General features: G+C 71.1%; 19 protein-coding genes. 10 read left to right on the top strand and 9 right to left on the bottom strand.

Translation table 11 applies throughout. The features are described 5' to 3' along the window. The first annotated feature begins 137 nt into the window (after positions 1–137). The 5 genes from lnt (at position 138) to DEJ49_RS03150 (ending at position 6,794) form a co-directional block, all read left to right on the top strand. Positions 138–1,751 carry an apolipoprotein N-acyltransferase gene (gene lnt / locus DEJ49_RS03170; protein ID WP_150182276.1) on the top strand — a complete coding sequence of 538 codons (1,614 nt, stop codon included), beginning with the start codon at positions 138–140 and terminating at the stop codon, positions 1,749–1,751. Between the two features lie 86 nt (positions 1,752–1,837). Beyond that, entirely contained in the window at positions 1,838–2,320 is a 483-nt protein-coding gene (locus DEJ49_RS03165; RefSeq protein WP_150182275.1) for an NUDIX hydrolase, read from the top strand. Between the two features lie 43 nt (positions 2,321–2,363). Further along, on the top strand, positions 2,364–3,551 hold the full coding sequence (locus tag DEJ49_RS03160) for a methyltransferase (RefSeq protein ID WP_150182274.1): 1,188 nt from the start codon (positions 2,364–2,366) through the stop codon (positions 3,549–3,551). Positions 3,552–3,642: 91 nt separating this feature from the next. Continuing rightward, positions 3,643–6,123, top strand: a complete 2,481-nt coding sequence (locus tag DEJ49_RS03155; protein ID WP_150182273.1) for a phosphoketolase — start codon at positions 3,643–3,645, stop codon at positions 6,121–6,123. After that, positions 6,111–6,794 carry an alpha-ketoglutarate-dependent dioxygenase AlkB family protein gene (locus DEJ49_RS03150; RefSeq protein WP_150182272.1) on the top strand — a complete coding sequence of 228 codons (684 nt, stop codon included), beginning with the start codon at positions 6,111–6,113 and terminating at the stop codon, positions 6,792–6,794. The genes DEJ49_RS03155 and DEJ49_RS03150 overlap by 13 nt, the downstream gene beginning before the upstream one ends. A 3-nt stretch (positions 6,795–6,797) precedes the next feature. Here DEJ49_RS03150 and DEJ49_RS03145 read toward each other — a convergent pair whose 3' ends face one another. Further along, the gene (locus DEJ49_RS03145; protein ID WP_150182271.1) at positions 6,798–7,295 is read right to left on the bottom strand and encodes a methylated-DNA--[protein]-cysteine S-methyltransferase; all 498 of its coding nucleotides are present in this window, start codon (positions 7,293–7,295) and stop codon (positions 6,798–6,800) included. A 164-nt stretch (positions 7,296–7,459) separates the two neighbouring features. Between DEJ49_RS03145 and DEJ49_RS03140 the strand changes: the two genes are divergently transcribed. Together DEJ49_RS03140 and DEJ49_RS03135 are read left to right on the top strand one after the other, a co-directional pair. Further along, positions 7,460–9,481 (top strand): NADPH-dependent 2,4-dienoyl-CoA reductase, encoded by a 2,022-nt coding sequence (locus tag DEJ49_RS03140; protein WP_150182270.1) that lies wholly within the window; start codon positions 7,460–7,462, stop codon positions 9,479–9,481. Between the two features lie 38 nt (positions 9,482–9,519). Next, positions 9,520–10,047 (top strand): PadR family transcriptional regulator, encoded by a 528-nt coding sequence (locus DEJ49_RS03135; protein WP_150182269.1) that lies wholly within the window; start codon positions 9,520–9,522, stop codon positions 10,045–10,047. Positions 10,048–10,058: 11 nt separating this feature from the next. On the opposite strand, the gene DEJ49_RS03130 is transcribed toward DEJ49_RS03135, so the two are convergent. The 4 genes from DEJ49_RS03130 to DEJ49_RS03120 form a co-directional block, all read right to left on the bottom strand. After that, positions 10,059–10,307, bottom strand: coding sequence for a hypothetical protein (locus DEJ49_RS03130; protein WP_150182268.1), 249 nt, complete (start codon positions 10,305–10,307; stop codon positions 10,059–10,061). Beyond that, positions 10,304–10,477, bottom strand: a complete 174-nt coding sequence (locus DEJ49_RS35865) for a hypothetical protein (RefSeq protein WP_190329252.1) — start codon at positions 10,475–10,477, stop codon at positions 10,304–10,306. The genes DEJ49_RS03130 and DEJ49_RS35865 overlap by 4 nt, the downstream gene beginning before the upstream one ends. A 249-nt stretch (positions 10,478–10,726) precedes the next feature. Beyond that, positions 10,727–11,233, bottom strand: a complete 507-nt coding sequence (locus DEJ49_RS03125) for a hypothetical protein (protein WP_150182267.1) — start codon at positions 11,231–11,233, stop codon at positions 10,727–10,729. 160 nt (positions 11,234–11,393) lie between these two features. After that, complete coding sequence (locus DEJ49_RS03120) at positions 11,394–11,864, bottom strand: nuclear transport factor 2 family protein (RefSeq protein WP_223832704.1); 471 nt, start codon at positions 11,862–11,864, stop codon at positions 11,394–11,396. 75 nt (positions 11,865–11,939) lie between these two features. On the opposite strand from DEJ49_RS03120, the gene DEJ49_RS03115 reads away from it, so the two are divergent. Next, entirely contained in the window at positions 11,940–12,524 is a 585-nt protein-coding gene (locus DEJ49_RS03115) for a PadR family transcriptional regulator (RefSeq protein ID WP_150182266.1), read from the top strand. Here DEJ49_RS03115 and DEJ49_RS03110 read toward each other — a convergent pair. Then, the gene (locus DEJ49_RS03110; protein ID WP_150188013.1) at positions 12,491–13,450 is read right to left on the bottom strand and encodes a fibronectin type III domain-containing protein; all 960 of its coding nucleotides are present in this window, start codon (positions 13,448–13,450) and stop codon (positions 12,491–12,493) included. The genes DEJ49_RS03115 and DEJ49_RS03110 overlap by 34 nt on opposite strands. A 232-nt stretch (positions 13,451–13,682) precedes the next feature. Between DEJ49_RS03110 and DEJ49_RS03105 the strand changes: the two genes are divergently transcribed. Beyond that, positions 13,683–14,420 (top strand): glycoside hydrolase family 75 protein, encoded by a 738-nt coding sequence (locus DEJ49_RS03105; RefSeq protein ID WP_223832702.1) that lies wholly within the window; start codon positions 13,683–13,685, stop codon positions 14,418–14,420. 26 nt (positions 14,421–14,446) lie between these two features. On the opposite strand, the gene DEJ49_RS03100 is transcribed toward DEJ49_RS03105, so the two are convergent. From DEJ49_RS03100 to dhaK, 3 genes are read right to left on the bottom strand one after another with little or no spacing between them, the layout of a single operon-like run. Beyond that, on the bottom strand, positions 14,447–14,857 hold the full coding sequence (locus tag DEJ49_RS03100) for a PTS fructose transporter subunit IIA (protein ID WP_150182264.1): 411 nt from the start codon (positions 14,855–14,857) through the stop codon (positions 14,447–14,449). Further along, on the bottom strand, positions 14,850–15,491 hold the full coding sequence (gene dhaL / locus DEJ49_RS03095; RefSeq protein ID WP_150182263.1) for a dihydroxyacetone kinase subunit DhaL: 642 nt from the start codon (positions 15,489–15,491) through the stop codon (positions 14,850–14,852). The genes DEJ49_RS03100 and dhaL overlap by 8 nt, the downstream gene beginning before the upstream one ends. A gap of 4 nt (positions 15,492–15,495) precedes the next feature. Beyond that, positions 15,496–16,488: a dihydroxyacetone kinase subunit DhaK gene (gene dhaK, locus DEJ49_RS03090; protein WP_150182262.1), complete on the bottom strand. Its 993-nt coding sequence runs from the start codon at positions 16,486–16,488 to the stop codon at positions 15,496–15,498. Positions 16,489–17,830: 1,342 nt separating this feature from the next. Here dhaK and DEJ49_RS03085 point away from each other — a divergent pair. Continuing rightward, a complete protein-coding gene (locus tag DEJ49_RS03085) occupies positions 17,831–19,243 on the top strand; it encodes an integrin alpha (protein WP_411757133.1) in 1,413 nt (470 codons plus the stop codon). Positions 19,244–19,248 lie beyond the last annotated feature (5 nt).

Below are 19,248 nucleotides of genomic sequence, written 5' to 3'. Positions count from 1 at the left end.
CGGCTGACGCCCCGCTTTGGGACCAGTTGTGCAGGAACGATTCGTCGGACGGGTCGCGGGGCGGCCGGGCCGCTGCCCCTCCAGCACCCCGCGGACCGCGCTGTCGGCGGCCTCGTGACGCGCCGTACACTCCCCGAGTGACCGCCACCACCACTCCCGTAGACGAGCCGGATCAGCTCGATCCACAGCCCCCGCAGGCCTCCCGCGCCACGCGTCTCCTGCGCCGGTTCGTGCCCGCCGCCGTGGCGGCCCTCTCCGGAGTGCTGCTCTACGTCAGCTTCCCGCCCCGCACCCTGTGGTGGCTGGCGCTCCCCGCCTTCGGCGCCCTCGCCTGGTGTCTGCGCGGCCGCACCTGGAAGGCGGGCCTGGGCCTCGGTTACCTCTTCGGTCTCGGCTTCCTCCTGCCGCTCCTCGTATGGACCGGCGTCGAGGTCGGGCCAGGACCGTGGCTGGCCCTCGCCGCGGTCGAAGCGGTCTTCGTCGCCCTCGTCGGCGCGGGCATCGCCGCCGTCTCACGGCTGCCCGGATATCCGCTGTGGGCGGCCGCCCTGTGGATCGCCGGAGAAGCGGCACGCGCGCGCGTGCCGTTCAGCGGCTTCCCCTGGGGAAAGATCGCCTTCGGTCAGGCGGACGGCGTGTTCCTGCCGCTCGCCGCGCTCGGCGGCACCCCCGTACTCGGATTCGCCGTCGTCCTGTGCGGCTTCGGGCTGTACGAAGTGGTGCGCCGGGTCGTCGACGTACGCGCCACCCGTGTCCCGCAGCGCGGCCCCGTGGCCGTCGCGGCGCTCGCCGTGCTCGTCCCCCTCCTCGGTGCCTTCGCGGCGCGCCCGCTCGTCAGCGACGCCGCGGAGGACGGCACCGCCACCGTCGCGGCCATCCAGGGCAACGTCCCGCGCGCGGGCCTCGGCTTCAACGCGCAGCGCCGCGCCGTCCTCGACCACCACGTGCGCGAGACCGAACGCCTCGCTGCCGAGGTGAAGGCCGGCAAGGTGGCACGCCCGGACCTCGTCCTGTGGCCGGAGAACTCCTCCGACATCGACCCCTTCGCCAACCCGGACGCGCGCCTCGCCATCGAGGGCGCCGTCAAGGCCATCGGCGCGCCGGTCTCCGTCGGCGGAGTCGTCGAGAACAAGAACGGCAAGCTCTACAACGAACAGATCCTCTGGGACCCGGAGAAGGGCCCCACGGACACCTACGACAAGCGGCAGATCCAGCCGTTCGGCGAGTACATCCCGCTGCGCTCCCTGGTCAGCGCCTTCAGCAGTGACGTCGACAAGGTGCGCAGGGACTTCAGCCGCGGCACCGACCCCGGCGTCTTCACCATGGCGGGGACGAAGGTGGGCATCGCGACCTGCTACGAGGCGGCCTTCGACTGGGCGGTGCGCGACACCGTCACCCACGGCGCGCAGATCATCTCCGTGCCCAGCAACAACGCCACCTTCGACCGCAGCGAGATGACCTACCAGCAGCTCGCCATGTCCCGGATCCGCGCGGTCGAGCACAGCCGCGCCGTCACGGTCCCGGTGACCAGCGGCGTCAGCGCCGTCATCATGCCGGACGGGAAGATCAAGTCGAAGACGACGTGGTATACGGCGGACTCGCTCGTCGAGAAGGTCCCGCTGCGCTCGTCGCGGACCCCCGCGACCCGTCTCGGCGTACTCCCCGAGGGCATCCTGGTCCTGATCGCCGCGGGCGGTCTCGGCTGGGCCGTCACGTCGGCGGCGCGGGCCCGGCGGAACCCCGGGAAGTAGCGGGGGAGCAACTGCCGATCGCCGGGCCCGGATCCACGCCCCTGGCCCCCGACTGATCTGCGGCGTACCGCCGTTAGGGTCGGAGCATGGCTACTCCTGATTTCATCCGCACCATCCGCGCCGACGCCGGCCAGCAGTTGCTCTGGCTCCCCGGGGTCACCGCCATCGTCTTCGACGACGAGGGAAGGGTGTTGCTCGGGCGGCGCTCCGACAACGGCAGGTGGTCGGCGATCGGCGGCATCCCGGAGCCGGGCGAGCAGCCCGCGCAGTGCGCGGTGCGCGAGGTGTACGAGGAGACGGCCGTGCATTGCGTCCCCGAACGCGTCGTCCTGGTCCAGGCCCTCCAACCCGTGACGTACGACAACGGCGACGTGTGCCAGTACATGGACATCACCCTGCGCTGCCGTGCCGTCGGCGGCGAGGCGCGGGTCAACGACGACGAGTCGCTGGACGTCGCGTGGTTCGACGTGGACGCGCTGCCCACGCTGCACGAGTTCTCGCTGTCCCGGATCAAGCGGGCCCTCGCGGACGAGCCCACCTGGTTCGAACCGGCCCCGGCGGGACAGTGACCCGGGAAACCCGCGGCCCGCTCTCCGCTAGCCTGAGGGCACGATGAACCGTTTGAGCACGTCATGGGGCGCGTACGACCTCACCCGCTTCCCGGAGGACCCCCGCGATCAGCTGCGCGCCTGGTCGGCCGCCGACGCCTATCTGCTGCGGCAGCTGGCGGGCGACGAGGACGCGGCGCCCGACGGGTTTCCCGCCACCGTCGACCTCTCCGGGACGGTGGCCGTCCTCGGCGACCGGTGGGGCGCGCTGACCACCGCGCTCGCCGGGCACGCGCGCGTGCCGGTGCAGATCACCGACTCGTACCTCGCACAGCAGGCGACCCGCGCCAACCTCGCGCGCGCGGGCCACGCACCGGACGCGGCACGCCTGTTGACGACCAGGGACGCGCCGCCCGCCCGCGTCGACGTGCTTCTCGTCCGCGTACCGAAGAGCCTCGCACTCCTGGAGGACCAGCTCCACCGGCTCGCGCCCGCCCTGCACGAAGGCACGGCCGTCATCGGCACCGGCATGGTCACCGAGATCCACACGTCGACGCTGGAGCTCTTCGAGCGGATCATCGGCCCGACCAGGACTTCCCTGGCCCGCCAGAAGGCACGGCTCGTCTTCAGCGCCCCCGACCCGGCACGCACGGCCGCCCCCAGCCCCTGGCCGGGCCGCTACGTCCTGCCCGCCGACTCCGGAGCGGGTGCGGGCCTCACGGTCGTCAACCACGCGGGCATCTTCTGCGCCGACCGGCTCGACATCGGCACCCGCTTCTTCCTCAAGCACCTGCCGCGCGCCCGCGGCGGCGCCCACATCGTGGACCTGGGCTGCGGCAACGGCGTGCTCGGCACCGCGGCCTCCGTCGCCGACCCCGACGCCACGGTCACCTTCATCGACGAGTCGTTCCAGGCCGTCGCCTCCGCCGAGGCCACGTTCCGCGCCAACGCCGCCGACGGAGCCAAGGCCCACTTCGTGGCGGGCGACGCCCTCTCGGCCGTACCGCAGGGAACGGTCGACGTCGTCCTGAACAACCCGCCGTTCCACAGCCACCAGGCCACGACCGGCGCCACCGCCCACCGCATGTTCACCGGCGCCCGCGCCGCGCTGCGTCCGGGCGGCGAGCTGTGGGTCATCGGCAACCGCCACCTCGGCTACCACGTGAAGCTCCGCAAGCTCTTCGGCAACGCGGACGTCGTCGCGAGCGACCCGAAGTTCGTTCTGCTGCGGGCGGTCAAGGGCGGGCACTGAGCCTTCCCCGTACGGGGCCTGTTCGGCCCTCCCGCGGACGCGCGAACGGTGGCAGCGTCGTGGTCCCGGTGGCGGTCGTCCCGCACGGCTGATGTGCTGGACGCGGAGAAGCCATGGGCGCCCCGCACGACTGACCTGCCGTTCCCGTGGAACCCGCGGGACACCCCTGACCGCAGCCGTACGCACCGAACCTCGCGAGGAGGACCTTGTGGCACCCGTGGCGAAGGACCGCCTGGCGGCACTGGACGCCCACTGGCGCGCCGCCAACTACCTGGCCGTCGGCCAGATCTACCTGATGGGCAACGCCCTGCTGACCGAGCCCCTGCGGCCCGAGCACATCAAGCCGCGCCTGCTCGGGCACTGGGGCACCTCACCCGGTCTCAACTTCGTCCACACCCATCTCAACCGCGTCATCCAGGAGCGGGACCTGGACGCGCTGTGCGTGTGGGGCCCGGGCCACGGCGGACCCGCCGTGCTCGCCAACTCCTGGCTCGAGGGCAGTTACACGCAGACGTACCCGGACATCACACGGGACGCGGAGGGCATGGCGAAGCTGTTCCGCCAGTTCTCCTTCCCCGGCGGCGTGCCCAGCCACGTGGCGCCCGAGACCCCGGGCTCGATCCACGAGGGCGGCGAGCTCGGCTACTCGCTCGCGCACGCCTACGGAGCCGCCCTGGACAACCCGGACCTCCTGGTCGCCTGCGTGATCGGCGACGGCGAGGCCGAGACGGGGCCGCTGGCGGCCTCCTGGCACTGCAACAAGTTCCACGACCCCGCGCACGACGGCGCGGTCCTGCCGATCCTGCACCTCAACGGCTACAAGATCGCCAACCCGACCGTCCTCGCCCGCCTCCCCGAGGCCGAGCTCGACGCCCTCCTCAAGGGGTACGGACACCAGCCGATCTACGTCGCCGGTGACGAGCCGCACGAGATGCACCAGGCGATGGCCGCCGCGATGGACCGGGCGCTCGACCGCATCAGGACCATCCAGGAGGCCGCCCGCAGCGGCGACGGCGCCCAGGGCCGCGAACCCTGGCCGGTCATCGTGCTGCGCACCCCCAAGGGCTGGACCGGCCCCGCCGCCGTGGACGGCGAGCCCGTCGAGAACACGTGGCGTGCGCACCAGGTGCCGCTGTCCGGGGTCCGCGAGAACCCGGACCACCTGCGGCAGCTGGAGCAGTGGCTGCGCTCGTACCGGCCCGAGGAGCTCTTCGACGCCGAGGGCCGCCCGAACGAGCAGGTCGTGTCCTGCGTCCCCGAGGGCGAGCGCAGGCTCGGCGCCACCCCGCACGCCAACGGCGGCAGGCTCACCCGCGAGCTGCCCGTCCCGCCGCTCGAACACTTCGCCGTCACGGTCGACAAACCGGGCACGACGCTGCACGAGCCGACCCGCATCGCGGGCGCCCTCCTCGCGCAGGTCATGGCGGACACCGCGCAGCGCAGGGACTTCCGGGTCGTGGGCCCGGACGAGACCGAGTCCAACCGGCTCGGCGCGCTGTACGACGTCACCGGCAAGATCTGGCAGGAGCGCACCCTCGACACGGACGAGCACCTCGCGCGCGACGGCCGCGTCATGGAGGTCCTGTCCGAGCACCTCTGCCAGGGCTGGCTCGAGGGGTACACGCTCACCGGCCGCCACGGCCTGTTCTCCTGCTACGAAGCGTTCGTCCACATCGTCGACTCGATGGTCAACCAGCACATCAAGTGGCTGAAGACCTCGCGCGCGCTGCCGTGGCGCGCGCCCGTGCCGTCGCTGAACTACCTGCTGACCTCACACGTGTGGCGGCAGGACCACAACGGCTTCTCGCACCAGGACCCGGGCTTCGTCGACCACGTCCTGAACAAGAGCCCGCACGTCGTACGCGTCTATCTGCCGCCGGACGCCAACACCCTGCTGTCCGTCACCGAGCACGTCCTGCACAGCCGCGACTACGTCAACGTCGTCGTCGCGGGCAAGCAGCCCACCTTCGACTGGCTCTCCCTCGACGACGCCCGCGCCCACTGCGCGCGCGGCGCCGGCGTCTGGGAGTGGGCGGGCACGGAGCAGGGCACGCGCGACCCGGACGTGGTCCTGGCCTGCGCCGGCGATGTGCCCACGCAGGAGGTGCTGGCAGCCGCCGCGCTGTTGCGCGAGCACCTGCCCGAGCTCACCGTGCGGGTCGTCAACGTCGTCGACATCGCCCGTCTGATGCCGCGCGAGGAGCACCCGCACGGGATGGCGGACTCCGAGTTCGACGCGCTCTTCACCCGGGACAAGCCGGTGATCTTTGCGTACCACGGCTACCCGTGGCTGATCCACCGGCTGGCCTACCGCCGCACCGGCCACGCCAACCTGCACGTGCGCGGCTACACGGAGGCGGGCACGACCACGACCCCCTTCGACATGGTCGTGCGCAACAACCTCGACCGGTTCCGCCTCGTCATGGACGTCGTCGACCGCGTCCCGGGCCTGGCGGTGCGCGCCACGGCGGTGCGCCAGGCGATGGCCGACGCCCGCACGCGCCACCACGCCTGGATCCGCGAGCACGGCGTCGACCTGCCCGAGGTCGCCGACTGGACGTGGCCGTACTGAACGAGCTGTTTCCGCGGGCCCGCACCGTCCTCGGCCCGGGGGCGGTGCACCTGCCCGACTGGCTGGCACCGGAGGCGCAGCCGCGGCTCCTGCAGGCGTGCCGGGAGTGGGCCCGGCCGCCCGCCGGGCTGCGTACGGTCAGGACGCCCGGCGGCGGCGCGATGACGGCGCGACAGGTGTGCCTGGGGTGGCACTGGTATCCGTACGGGTACGCGCGCACCGTCGTCGACGGGGACGGCGCACCGGTGAAACCGATGCCGCCGTGGCTCGCGGAGCTGGGTCGGCAGGCTGCCGCAGCGGCCGGACACGCCACCGAGGAGCCGTACGACATCGCCCTCGTCAACTTCTACGACGCCACCGCGCGGATGGGCATGCACCGCGACAGCGACGAGAAGTCGTCGGCCGCCGTGGTGTCGCTCAGCCTCGGGGACACGGGTGTCTTCCGCTTCGGCAACACGGAGACGCGCACGAAGCCCTACACGGACGTCGAGCTGCGCAGCGGCGACCTGGTCGTGTTCGGCGGGGCCTCGCGCCTCGCCTATCACGGGGTGCCGAAGGTGCTGCCCGGCACCGCGCCGCCGGAGCTGGGGCTGACCGGGCGACTGAACATCACGCTGCGAGTCAGCGGACTCGGCGGGGCCGAGGACGAGGGCGCGGGCGCGGGCCGGTGAGGGTCACGCCGCCTCAAGGTCGAGCAGCAGCCGCTTGCGCTCCAGGCCGCCCGCGTACCCGGTCAGGGAGCCGTCGGCGCCGATGACGCGGTGGCAGGGGCGGACGACGAGGAGCGGGTTGCGGCCGATGGCGGTGCCGAGAGCGCGGACCGCGGCGCGCGAGAGGCCGAGGCGCTCGGCGAGCCGTCCGTAGGTGGTCGTGGTGCCGTAGGGGACCGTGTCGAGGGCGTCCCAGACCTTGCGCTGGAACTCGGTGCCCGCCCCGGCGGCGTACTCGACGTCGAAGTGGGTGAGGTTCCCGGCGAAGTAGGCGCGCAGCTGCGCGGCGACCGCGTCGAACGCCGCGTCGTCGCGGACCCAGCCGTCCCGGACGACGGCGCCGCCCTTCTGGCCCGGCACGGACAGCGAGACCAGCGCGGTGCCGCCCTTCGCGGTGGCCGACTCCTCGCCCACCAGCAGCAGCTCGCCCAGCGGGCTGTCGATCGTCGCGTAGACCGTCATCGGACTCTCCTCAAGCGTTCGGTTCCTGTCTTCAGTCTGCGTCTCGCGCGAGGGCGGGGCTGGCGGGATTCGGACATCGAGGCAACGGGTTATGCAACTAGTTGCATAACTGCCTCGGGCTGGTCTACAACTGTCTCCGTAGACACCGCGTACGGAGGGGCCGCATGAGCCGTTACCCGAACCTGCTGAACCCGCTCGACCTGGGCTTCACCACCCTGCCCAACCGGGTCCTCATGGGCTCCATGCACGTGGGCCTCGAAGAGGCGCCGGGCGGCTTCGAGCGGATGGCGGAGTTCTACGCGACCCGCGCCCGCGGCGGCGTCGGCCTCATCGTCACCGGCGGCATCGCCCCGAACGAGCTCGGCAGGCCGTGGGACGGCGGCGCCAAGCTGACCACCGACGCCGAGGCGAAGGAGCACGAGGCGATCACCGCCGCCGTACACGCCGAGGGCGGGAAGATCGCCCTGCAGATCCTCCACTTCGGACGGTACGCCTACCACGACAAGCTGGTCGCCCCGAGCGCGCTCCAGGCCCCGATCAGCCCCTTCGTGCCCCGCGAGCTCACCGACGACGAGGTCGAGCAGACCGTCGAGGACTTCGTGCGCGCCGCCGAGCTCGCCAAGTCCGCGGGCTACGACGGCGTCGAGGTCATGGGCTCCGAGGGCTACCTCATCAACGAGTTCATCGCGGCCCCCACCAATCAGCGCACCGACCGCTGGGGCGGCTCGTACGAGAACCGCATCCGCTTCCCCGTCGAGATCGTCCGCCGCACCCGCGAGCGCGTCGGCGCCGACTTCATCATCATCTACCGCCTGTCCATGCTGGACCTCGTCCCCGGCGGCTCGACCCTCGAAGAGGTCGTCCACCTCGCCAAGGAGATCGAGGCGGCGGGCGCGACCATCATCAACACCGGCATCGGCTGGCACGAGGCACGCATCCCCACCATCGCCACGTCCGTGCCGCGCGGCGCGTACAGCTTCGTGACGAAGAAGCTCATGGGCGAGGTCTCCGTGCCGCTCGTGACCGTCAACCGCATCAACACCCCCGAGATCGCCGAGCGGTTGCTCGCCGACGGCGCCGCCGACATGGTGTCGCTCGCCCGCCCGCTGCTCGCCGACCCCGACTTCGTCAACAAGGCGAAGGACGAGCGGCCCGAGGCCATCAACACCTGCATCGGCTGCAACCAGGCCTGCCTCGACCACACCTTCAACCTGCAGATCACCTCCTGCCTGGTGAACCCGCGCGCCTGCCACGAGACCGAGCTCGTGCTCTCGCCCACCCGCACCAGGAAGCGCCTCGCCGTCGTCGGCGCGGGCCCCGCCGGCCTCGCCTTCGCCGTCTCCGCCGCCGAACGCGGCCACGACGTCACCCTCTTCGACGCAGCCGACCGGATCGGCGGCCAGCTCAACGTCGCCAGGAAGATCCCCGGCAAGGAGGAGTTCGACGAGACCCTGCGCTACTTCCGCACCCAGCTCGACCTGCGCGGCGTCACCGTCCGGCTGAACACCGTCGTCACCGCGGACGAGCTCGCCCAGGACGCCTTCGACGAGGTGGTCGTCGCCGCGGGCGTCACCCCGCGCACCCCCGACATCCCCGGCATCGACCACCCCAGCGTCGTCGGCTACCTCGACGTGCTGCGCGACGAGGCACCCGTCGGGGAGCGCGTCGCGATCATCGGCGCGGGCGGCATCGGCTTCGACGTCGCCGAGTTCCTCACCGACGGCGGCGAGCGGGCGAGCCTGGACCCGGCGACGTACTTCCGGCAGTGGGGCGTCGACATGGACTACCGCGAGCGCGGCGGCCTGACGAAGCCCGAGCGGCCCACGCCGCCGCGCACCGTCCACCTGCTGCAGCGCAAGACGTCCAAGGTCGGCAAGGGCCTCGGCAAGACCACGGGCTGGATCCACCGCACCGAACTGCGCCACCGCGGCGTCGCCATGGTGGCGGGCGTCAGCTACGACCTGATCGACGACGCGGGCCTGCACATCACCGTGGACGGCGAGTCGTCCGTGATCCCCGTCGACACCGTCGTGCTCTGCTCCGGCCAGGAGCCGCGCCGCGACCTGTACGAGGAGCTCGTCGCCGCCGGGGTCGCCGCGCACCTCATCGGCGGCGCCGACGTCGCCGCCGAACTGGACGCCAAGCGCGCCATCAAGCAGGGCACGGAGCTGGCCGCCGCGCTGTGAGGCGGCCCCCCAGGGGCCGCCGTCCCTAGGATTGCCCCATGTCACTGCCGCACGCGATCCTCACCGCCCTCCTGGAGAAGCCCTCGTCCGGCCTCGAACTGACCCGCAGGTTCGACAAGTCGATCGGCTACTTCTGGTCGGCGACGCACCAGCAGATCTACCGCGAGCTGGGGAAACTGGAGCGGGAGGGCGCCATCCGCGCCCTGCCGCGACAAGGGGTGACGCGCGGGCAGAAGAAGGAGTACGAGGTGCTGCCGGCGGGCCGCGAGGAACTGGCCCGCTGGACGGCCGCGAGCCAGGACCCCAAACCGCTGCGTGACACCCTCCTGCTGCGCCTGCGCGCCGCCGCGGTCGTCGGCACGCAGGGCATCCAGGAGGACCTGCACCGCCATCTCGACCTCCACCGGCGTCAGTTGGCCGAGTACGAGGAGATCGAGAGGCGGGACTTCCCGCCCGGCAAGGACGCCGTCGAGGACCGGCTGCGCCATGTGGTGCTGCGCGCGGGGATCGACCTGGAGACGTTCTGGACGCAGTGGCTGACGCGGACGATCGAGGAACTCGGCTGATATCGGGGAACTCAGCTGATGTTGATGTGGATGTTGAAGCGGACGTTCACCACCGTGCAGAAGAAGTTGCCCTGCTTCTTGCGGCGCTCCAGCGTGTCCCCGGTGGTGCCTTTGCCCTTCTCCTCCTTGTCCTCGACGGGCAGGTGGTCGAAGCCGCGGAACACCTTGTCGTCGGCGCCCGCCGCGATGCCGCCGACCCGCCGCCAGTGGCCGCACAGGTCGTCGTAGCGCTCCTTGGAGAGCTTCGGACCGAAGGTCATGTTGAGACCGCCGCCGTCGACGTACTGCGCGCAGACCTGCTTGAAGATGCTGACCGCGTGGTCGTCGAAGGTGTCGACGCCCTCGATCTGCGGTCGCAGAAGGCGAGCAGCAGCTCCTCCGCCTCCTTCTCGCTCTCCGCGTAGACGACGCCCATGTATTCCTTCGTCACGGCGACTCTCCCTCCCCGGTGCCGCGGACGCAGCGCTGTGTGGGTCCGGGCGCGCGGCCCGGATGCGCAACGTCTCACCGCGTGGGAAGGCCGTCATCAGGTGGCTCGGCTTCCGCTCCCCAGGGACGCCGCGGGCGCGTGTGCGGGGGTGCCTCTGCACGCGGCTGCCGCCCACCCGCCGTGGTGGCGGATGGGCGGCAGTCGGTGGTGGTGTCGGCGGCGCCGTGCCGGTCGTGGTCCTGACGCCCGTCAGGTACGGCCGGCCGATGCGCGACGGCGCAGGTACCAGATGCCGCCGCCGAGTGCCGCCGCGGCCACCAGGGTCCCGCCGCCGACGAGCGTCAACGTGCCCCGGTCCTCCGTACCGCCACCGAGCCCGCCGCGGACGCCGCGCGCGGGCGCGTGCGTCGAGGAGGTCGTCGGCGCGGCGCCGACGGTGACGGTCTGCGGCCCGACCGACGTGCCGTCCTTGCAGGAGACGAGCACGGTGTACGAGCCGGCGCCGACGTTCTGCCATGTCGCGCTGCCGTTGACCAGCTCCGCCTGTTGGCCTCCGGCGAAGCTGGCATTGGCCGGGTTCATCAGCGAGGCCGTGCCGCCGTCGGTGCACGCGCCGGTGGTGGCGCGCACGGTGGAGCCGGTGGCGGTGACGGTGAGGTCACCGGCGGCGGACGCCGACGGCGCGGCCAGGAGCAGCGGCAGCGACGCGGCGGTGGCGATCAGGCCGGTACGGACGCATATCTGAGTGGTACGCATGAGTCTGCCCTCCGGTGCACGGGAGGCGGTACAACCCATGCGCCGCCGGAGTCGGGGAACGGCCCGTGCTACCTGACGAAGAGCCAACGCGGCGCGGACGGGGACCGCATGCGGACGGCCGCCGGGCAGGTGACGGAATCCTTCGTCCGGCGCAGACGCCTCACCGCGGGGCGGGTGCGAGGCCGGCCGCGACGAGTCCCTCGTGGACCGCCTGCCCGAGCGCAAGGACCGCCGACTGCGGGCGCACCATCACCGTGAACTCCTTGATCCGCCCCTCCTCGTCGAAGTGCAATAGGTCGATGCCGTGGATCTCCTTGCCGTTCACGGTGGTGCGGAACAGCAGCACGTTCGACTCGGCCTCGGTTCCGTCGACGCCGGTCTGCGCCTCACCGGCGTACGCACCCACGTACCGGAAGTCCTCGAACGTGCGCAGCAGCACGCCGAAGAGACCGAGCACCATCGGCCGCCCTTCGAAGGGCGTGAACTTGACCGGGCTGTAGAGCCGGACGTCCGGAGTGAACAGCTCTTCGAGTCCGGCGAGATCGCCTTGCTCGACGAGCGCGCGGAAGCGCGCGGCGGTGGGATGCGTAGTGGTCCGGTCCACGAGGTCCTCCATGGTCCCAAAGTTCATAGTCATCAATCTGACTAGTCATGTTGATGACTATGATGGGGGTGCTGGACGGCGAAAGGGAAGGGGTCCCGACGGATGGCTCTGCGGCACGCGGTGCTCGCGGCACTGCTGGACGGCGAGTACAGCGGATACCAGTTGGCCAAGGGTTTCGACATCGGCGTGGCCAACTTCTGGCACGCGCTTCCCCAGCAGCTCTACGCCGAGCTGGCCAAGCTGGAGACGGAGGGGCTGGTCGCCGGGCGCGAGGTGGTCCAGGAAGGGCGGCCCAACAAGCGGCTGTTCCGGGTCACCGACGAGGGGCTCGCGGAGATGGAACGGTTCGCCGCACGGGCCGCCAAGCCGTCCTTCATCCGCGACGACCTGCTGGTCAAGGTGCAGGCCGTCGACGGCGTGGCCGCCGCGCCCGTGATCGAGCAGCTCACGGAGCGGGCGGCGGTCGCCGACGCGAAGATCGAGGTCCTGGAGAAACTCCTCGTGCGGCTGCGGGGCGACGCCGACGAGGACGAGTTCCTGCGCACGGGCGAGCGCGTCGGCCCCTACCTGACGTGCCTGCGCGGGCTCGCCTTCGAACGCGAGTCCCGCGACTGGTGCCGGCGCGCGGCGGCTCTGCTGAGCGAACGCCGTGCTCAGCCCGTGGTGACGGTCCGTTCGGGGGAGTAGCCGCCCCAGGTCCCGTCAGGCAGCTTCGGGCGGATGCGCACCCGGTGCCGCTCCCCGGCCTTCTTGCCGATGTAGAAGCTGTGCTCGGCCTTGTCGCTCGGCACCGTCCCGCCGAACACGAGCGAGGTGGCGGTGCGCCCGTCCAGCTGGATCTGGTACTCCGCCACGGCGCCGCCGGTGCGCGGCGGCGTCCACGCCAGGTCGATGTAGTACGCCCCGTCGGCGCGGTGCGTGTCCGCGCGGAACCCGGTCGGCGCGGTGCCGCGCCCCGAGTCCTTGCCCGCCGCGGTCGTGACGCGGACCGCGCTGCTCGCGGGCGAGAAGTTGTCGGCGGCGTCCCGCGCCTTGACGGTGAAGGTGTAGTCGGTGCCGGGCCGCAGACCGGTGACGAGCGTCGCGGTCTGGTTCCCGCCCACGCTGTGGACCTTCGAGCCGCCCTGGAAGATCTCGTACGAGGCCACCTTCTTGTCGTCCGACGACTTGCCCCAGGAGAGCATCGCCGCCCGGCTCCCCTCGGCCTCGCCCTTCAGCCGCCCCGGCCGGGACGGGGGCTTGCGGTCGGCGGCGGCCGCCGCGGGCATCGTGACCGACAGCTGCTTGCTGTCCTCGCTGAGGTTGCCCTCGGCGTCGCGGGCGCGGACGGTGAAGCGGTACGTGGCGGAGGGTTCGAGGCCGACGACGTCCACCATGGACTCCTGCCCCGACACCTCCTTCACCCTCTTGGCGTCGCGGTACACCTCGTACGCGGTGACCTCGGTGTCGTCGGTGGCCTGGTTCCACATGACGTGGGCGGTGGTGGAGCTGCCGGCCTGCACGGTGAGGCCGCGGGGCGCCGCCGGGGGGTTCGTGTCCTCGGCACCGCCGCCGCCCCACGCGCACCCGCCGAGGGCGGCGGCGGTCGCGGCCATGACGGTGAGCAGGGCCATCGGGGCCGGATGGCCGGACGGGCGGGGGATCCGTCGCACGGTGCTGCTGCCTTCCACTCGACGGCATGGGTACCGCATTGGTACGGACCTATTTGACACAGGTGACGAGAGCACATCAAGGGGTGGGGCGTCCGCCGTACGGACCGTGATCGGCGGAAGGGGCATACGGCGGTGCACAAATTGGCATATGTGGCTTTCGAGCCTGGTGTCCCCCAACGAAAGGCCCTTCCCCGTGCGCAAGAAACAGACGGCCCTGGCCGTCGCCGCCGGAGCCGCCCTGCTCGTCCCCGCCTGTTATGCCGCCGCGGCGCCACAGCCACCGACCGAAGAGGACGTCAAGTCGCGCACCGGGGCGGCGGGTTCAGCGGTCGTGCCAGTCCGTGAGGGAACGGTCCGCGCCGCCGACCTGCTCGCCGCGACCCGGTCCTGCGAGCAGGTCTCACGCGGCAAGTTCCGCACGGACGACGGCGCCCGCGCGGACGTCCCCGTCTGCGCCACGCGCGGCGCGGTCTTCTGGAAGGCCGACATGGACATCGACTGCGACGGCCGCCCGGGCAAGGCCTGCAACCGCCGCACCGACCCCCTCTTCCAGCCCGCCACCGCCTTCCAGCAGTCCGACGGCCGCCACCTGGACGCGGAAAACCTGCCCTACGTGGTCGTGCCCGGCCCGAGCCGCCGCTGGAACCACACCGAGCACGGCGTCACGGGCGGCACCGTCGCCGCCGTCGTCCACCGGGACAAGGTCCACTACGCCGTCGTCGGCGACACCGGCCCCACGGACCTCATCGGCGAGGCGTCGTACGCCACGGCCCGCGCGCTCGGCATCGACCCCGACCCGCGAACGGGCGGCGCCGGCCCCGACGTCACGTACATCCTCTTCAAGGGCCCCAAGGCGCAGCCGATCGAGAGCCACCGGGCCGCGGTGGCACGGGGCGACGAACTGGCCAGACAACTGGTGGCAAGCAACTAACACCCGAACTCCGGTAGTTGCCCCCCTCACACCTTCCGATAGGTGTACGCGTCCGCTGCCGCCGCCTCGACGGCCGCGAGGTCGGCGCCCGCCGACGCGGACACCACGGCGGCCACCGCGCCCTCGACGAACGGGGCGTCCACCAGGCGTGTGCGGTCCGGGAGTTCGTCGCCCTCGGCGATCAGTGCCTTCACGGTCAGGACGGCGCTGCCGAGATCGGTGAGGACGGCGACCCCGGCTCCGCCGTCCACGCGGGCGGCCGCCGCCGAGATCAGCTCCGCGCTGGTGCCGAGACCGCCGTCCGCCGCACCGCCCGCGGCGGCGACCGGCGCCGTGCCGCCGCCGCCCGCGAGCCCGACGGCGAGGGCGGCGACCGCCTCGGCGACGGCCCCGCTGTGCGACACGAGGACGATGCCGACCAGCGGACCGTCAGCCACGGCTGCCCTCCCGCGACGCCCCGCCGATACCGTCCGCGGTCTCGGCCAGGGCCTCGAAGAGCAGTGCCGAGGACGTGGCGCCCGGGTCCTGGTGCCCGATGCTCCGCTCGCCCAGATAGCTCGCGCGCCCCTTGCGCGCCTGCAACGGAGTGGTCGCCAGGGCACCTTGAAGTGCGGCCTCCCGCGCCGCCGCGAAGGTCCCGAGGGAGTCGTCGAGTGCGTCGATGCCCGGGGCGAGCGCGTCCAGCATCGTCTTGTCGCCGGGCGCGGCACCGCCGAGCGCGGCCACCGCGTCGACGCCGGTGCGCAGCGCTGCCGCGAACCGTGCCGGGCCGACCTCGGGGGCGTCGCCGAGTTCTTTGCCGGTACGGCGCAGGAGCGTTCCGTACAACGGACCCGAAGCACCGCCCACCGTCGAGATCAACTGCCGCCCGGCGAGCATCAGGACGGCACCGGGAGTGTCCGGCGTCTCCTTCTCCAGGACGGCGGCGACGGCGCGGAAGCCGCGCCGCAGATTGCTGCCGTGGTCGGCGTCGCCGATGGGCGAGTCCAGTTCCGTGAGCCGCTCCGCCTCACGGTCGACGGCGTCGGCTGTGGCTGTCAGCCAGTTGCGGAAGAAGAGGGCGTCGAGCACGGCGTCAGCACCCCCACCGCAACGCGGGGGTGCGCACGGGCGCGTCCCACAACCGGAGCATCTCCTCATCGACCTGACACAGCGTCACCGAGGCGCCCGCCATGTCCAGCGAGGTGACGTAGTTGCCGACGAGGGTGCGCGCCACGGCGACGCCGCGCTCGACGAGGACACGCTGGATCTCGGCGCTGAAGCCGTACAGCTCCAGCAGCGGAGTGCCACCCATTCCGTTGACGAGCAGGAGGACCGGGTTGTGCGGCGCGAGGTCCTCCAGCACGGCGTTCACGGCGAAGTCGGCGACCTCGCGGGACGTCATCATCGGCCGCCGTTCGCGCCCCGGCTCGCCGTGGATGCCCACTCCCAACTCCAGCTCGCCCGACGGCAGATCGAAGGTGGGGCCGCCCTTGGCGGGCGTACTGCACGCGCTGAGCGCGACGCCGAAGCTGCGGGTGTTCTCGTTGACGCGCCGGGCCACGGCCTCGACCCGCTCCAACGGCATGCCCGCGTCGGCGGCGGCCCCGGCGAGTTTCTCCACGAAGAGCGTGCCGCCGGTGCCGCGCCGCCCCGCGGTGTAAAGACTGTCGGTGACGGCCACATCGTCGTCGACAAGCACCTTCGCCACCTGGATGCCCTCGTCCTCGGCGAGTTCGGCGGCCATGTCGAAGTTGAGTACGTCACCCGTGTAGTTCTTCACGACGAAGAGCACGCCCGCGCCACTGTCGACGGCGGCCGCGGCCCGCACCATCTGATCGGGCACGGGCGACGTGAACACCTCTCCCGGCAGAGCGGCCGACAACATCCCCGGCCCCACGAACCCGCTGTGCAACGGCTCGTGCCCGGACCCGCCACCCGACACGAGGGCGACCTTCCCCTCGACGGGAGCGTCCCTGCGTACGATCACCCGGTTCTCGACGTCGACGGTCAACTCGGGATGAGCGGCGGCGATCCCGCGCAGCGCATCGGCGACGACGGTCTCCGCGACGTTGATCAGCATCCTCATGGGCGTCTCCTCGAAAGGTCGAGTCGCGGCTGAAGCATTGCTGTCGGCAGTATCGGCCTTGCGGCAGCGAAGGTCACGGGCGAGGACTTCAGAGGCGCATCAGGGCCCCGAAGCGGCAACGGCCTCTTGCAGCTGGGGGCCGGTGTCTGACGGGGGCCACCAAAAGACCAGGGTGCTGGTGGACTACGACTGTCGCGCCCTCGCCGACTACGCCAGGTCGCTCAACACCACACGAACCTATGGCTGAGTACCTCACCATCGCTACGGGCTGTTCTGCGCTCGGAGCGAAGATCAATATGGGGCAACATCTAGCCGACCCGCCAAACGGATCGCTGCGTTCGCCGCTACCCGAGACGAAGCAGGGTGTCGTGGAGGGCTGCGAGGTGACCTTCGGGCGTTGTCGGATGCGGTGGCCTCTTCGGCGGCGGTATGCAGGGGGGACAGTTCGGTAGTCAGCGTGGCTAGCTCGACTACGCGCAGCGGCGGCCGGGGGGCGCAGGCATTGCGCGGTCAGCAGGAGAGACGTGGCGTCGCGTTCGTTGGTCGCTGTCTCATCGCCAGCTGAGGAACCGGGGACCACTAGGCGTTCCGGGTTCCGAATCGATGTCGGATTTCGCAGAGACTTTGGCTTAATTCATTTGATTGCTGAAATGGCATCGTTGCGCGCGGGCCGAGCGGCGTCAAAAACGAGCCAATGGCCGACCGATTTTCCGCTTCCGGGGGTGTTGAGAGGTCGGCTTTCCAGAAAGCGCCCAGTTGCGCCGAGCCGTTTCATGGGACTTTCTCTCGCTCGTGCCTTGAGTGCCGGACATGCGTGTAAAACACCGATTCGCACACTTGGTACCCAGCCTGTCGCGTAGACGTGTGAAGGCTGCTCATGCGATCCGCGTGTTTGTGGTGAAGAAACTATGGAGGCAGGATTGACTTACCGTCAAGTGCGCCCCTTGTCTTTTGTCTGTCTTGCCCGAAAATTCACAGCAAGACGCCAATCTGCTCCCTTGTAGAACTTGTAAACGTTCATCCGCCATAAAGTGGGCATGGGCTTGACATGAGGGCTGTTTAGGCAATTACCTTACGCCCGCTCAGTCGACGCACAGCCAGAGAAATCGGAATTTCCAACGGCAGGCGTCGGCAGAGTGAAAACGACATATGGAGGGGTGGGGGGGGATGACTCATGCGTAGGCGCATGAGCGGGGCCGGGCTGGTAGCGATGGTGGCCGCAGTCTTGGTGGCGACCGGGGGGTCGGGCGCTCAGGGGCAACAGGCCGCGGCCGCAGCGGCTGCCGCGTGCACCGGGGGAACCGCGACAGATTTCAACGGCGACGGCGTCACGGACACCGTCGTGGCCGATCCGAACGCGACCGTCGCGGGAGCGGTGCGAGCCGGTCTCGTCCGCGTGGTGCTCGGTGGTGGCAAGGGCGTCTTCGAGATCTCACAGGCGACCAGTGGGATGAGCGCGAGCCCGGAGCGGGGGGATCAGTTCGGGGCCTCGCGCGCGGCCTACGACGCCGATGATGACGGATGTACCGATCTCGTGGTAGGCGCGCCCTTCGAGGACGTCACGAAGGACGGGGCCGATCTGCACGACGCCGGTGCCGTCTACGTCATCCACGGCACCCCCGCCGGCATCGGCACCGGCTCGCCGATCGAGAGTTACACCCAGGCCCAGTTCGACCCGGACACCGTGACGGAGGAGTACGACCGCTTCGGCTTCGCCCTCCAGGCAGGCACCACGTCGGCTGATGCTCCCTACCTGGTCATCGGTGCGCCCGGGGAAAACATCACCAAAGACGGCAAGGACTTCGCGGACGCGGGCTGCATCCACTACATGCAGGGCAAGGACACGTCGACCGCGAACGAGGGCGACCCGGGCGTCCCCGGCGTCGTCGAGGCCCACGACCGCTTCGGCTACTCGTTGACAGGCACGAACCGCTACTTCGCCGTGGGTTCTCCGGGCGAGACCATCGGCGCCGACGCCATGTTCGCCGGGGCGGTCACGGTGTTCAACCACACCCTCTCGGGCGGTTCGCCCAAGGCCCTGGTCGGCCTCGACCAGGGTGCGATGGGGGAGGGCCTGGACGGTACGGCTGAGGCGAACGATCAGTTCGGCACGTCCATCGACATGACGAACTTCCGCCCCGCCGACCAGACGTACAATTCGGACGCCCTGCTGGCGATCGGCACGCCGGGCGAGGCCGTCGGCGAGGTGACCAACTCCGGTGCCGCCACCGTCGTGCGGATCAAGCCGTCCGGCGCCTACACCGAGGTGGCGGCGGTCGATGCCACTGCGGACGGCGTCGAAGGCTATCCCGCCAAGGGCGACTTCTTCGGTCAGCGTGTGGCCATCGCCAACACGGACACCTCGGTTGTGAGCAGCGACGCCACCATCCGTATGGCGGTGGGCGCTCCCGGCAGCGACGCCAAGGACGCCGAGGACTCCGGCGCCGTGCACATCCTGCGGCCCATGGACACCTCGATCGGCGCGAACGACAAGGTCATCTCGCGGGCGCCGAGCGGAAGTGTCCTACCCGGCACGGCCGCGGCGCGCGACTTCACCGGCATCAGCCTGACTGCAGGCGCCGACAACCTCTACGTGGGTGTGCCGTACAGCAAGGCAGCGGACACCCCGAAGGGCGCCCTCTACGTCGTCCCGTGGACGGACACCACCGGTTCGACCACCACGGGGACCACGATATTCAAGCCGGGCAAGGGCGGCATCCCTGATGCGGGGACCTCCTTCGGAGTGGTCGGGTGACCGGC

The sequence above is a fragment of the Streptomyces venezuelae genome (genome assembly GCF_008642335.1).
Taxonomy (GTDB): Bacteria; Actinomycetota; Actinomycetes; order Streptomycetales; family Streptomycetaceae; genus Streptomyces; species Streptomyces venezuelae_F.
The sequence above is the reverse complement of the archived record's forward strand: the minus strand, read 5'-3'. Positions and strand labels throughout refer to the sequence as shown.

Excerpts from the sequence above, each read along its gene's own strand:
- DEJ49_RS03165 (WP_150182275.1), top strand. The coding sequence starts at position 1,838 with ATGGCTACTCCTGATTTCATCCGCACCATCCGCGCCGACGCCGGCCAG.
- DEJ49_RS03160 (WP_150182274.1), top strand. The coding sequence starts at position 2,364 with ATGAACCGTTTGAGCACGTCATGGGGCGCGTACGACCTCACCCGCTTC.
- DEJ49_RS03155 (WP_150182273.1), top strand. The coding sequence starts at position 3,643 with ATGTGCTGGACGCGGAGAAGCCATGGGCGCCCCGCACGACTGACCTGC.
- DEJ49_RS03130 (WP_150182268.1), bottom strand. The coding sequence starts at position 10,307 with ATGACCTTCGGTCCGAAGCTCTCCAAGGAGCGCTACGACGACCTGTGC.
- DEJ49_RS03110 (WP_150188013.1), bottom strand. The coding sequence starts at position 13,450 with ATGGCCCTGCTCACCGTCATGGCCGCGACCGCCGCCGCCCTCGGCGGG.
- DEJ49_RS03115 (WP_150182266.1), top strand. The coding sequence starts at position 11,940 with ATGGCTCTGCGGCACGCGGTGCTCGCGGCACTGCTGGACGGCGAGTAC.
- DEJ49_RS03145 (WP_150182271.1), bottom strand. The coding sequence starts at position 7,295 with ATGACGGTCTACGCGACGATCGACAGCCCGCTGGGCGAGCTGCTGCTG.
- DEJ49_RS03140 (WP_150182270.1), top strand. The coding sequence starts at position 7,460 with ATGAGCCGTTACCCGAACCTGCTGAACCCGCTCGACCTGGGCTTCACC.
- DEJ49_RS03135 (WP_150182269.1), top strand. The coding sequence starts at position 9,520 with ATGTCACTGCCGCACGCGATCCTCACCGCCCTCCTGGAGAAGCCCTCG.
- dhaK (WP_150182262.1), bottom strand. The coding sequence starts at position 16,488 with ATGAGGATGCTGATCAACGTCGCGGAGACCGTCGTCGCCGATGCGCTG.
- DEJ49_RS03120 (WP_223832704.1), bottom strand. The coding sequence starts at position 11,864 with ATGAACTTTGGGACCATGGAGGACCTCGTGGACCGGACCACTACGCAT.
- DEJ49_RS03125 (WP_150182267.1), bottom strand. The coding sequence starts at position 11,233 with ATGCGTACCACTCAGATATGCGTCCGTACCGGCCTGATCGCCACCGCC.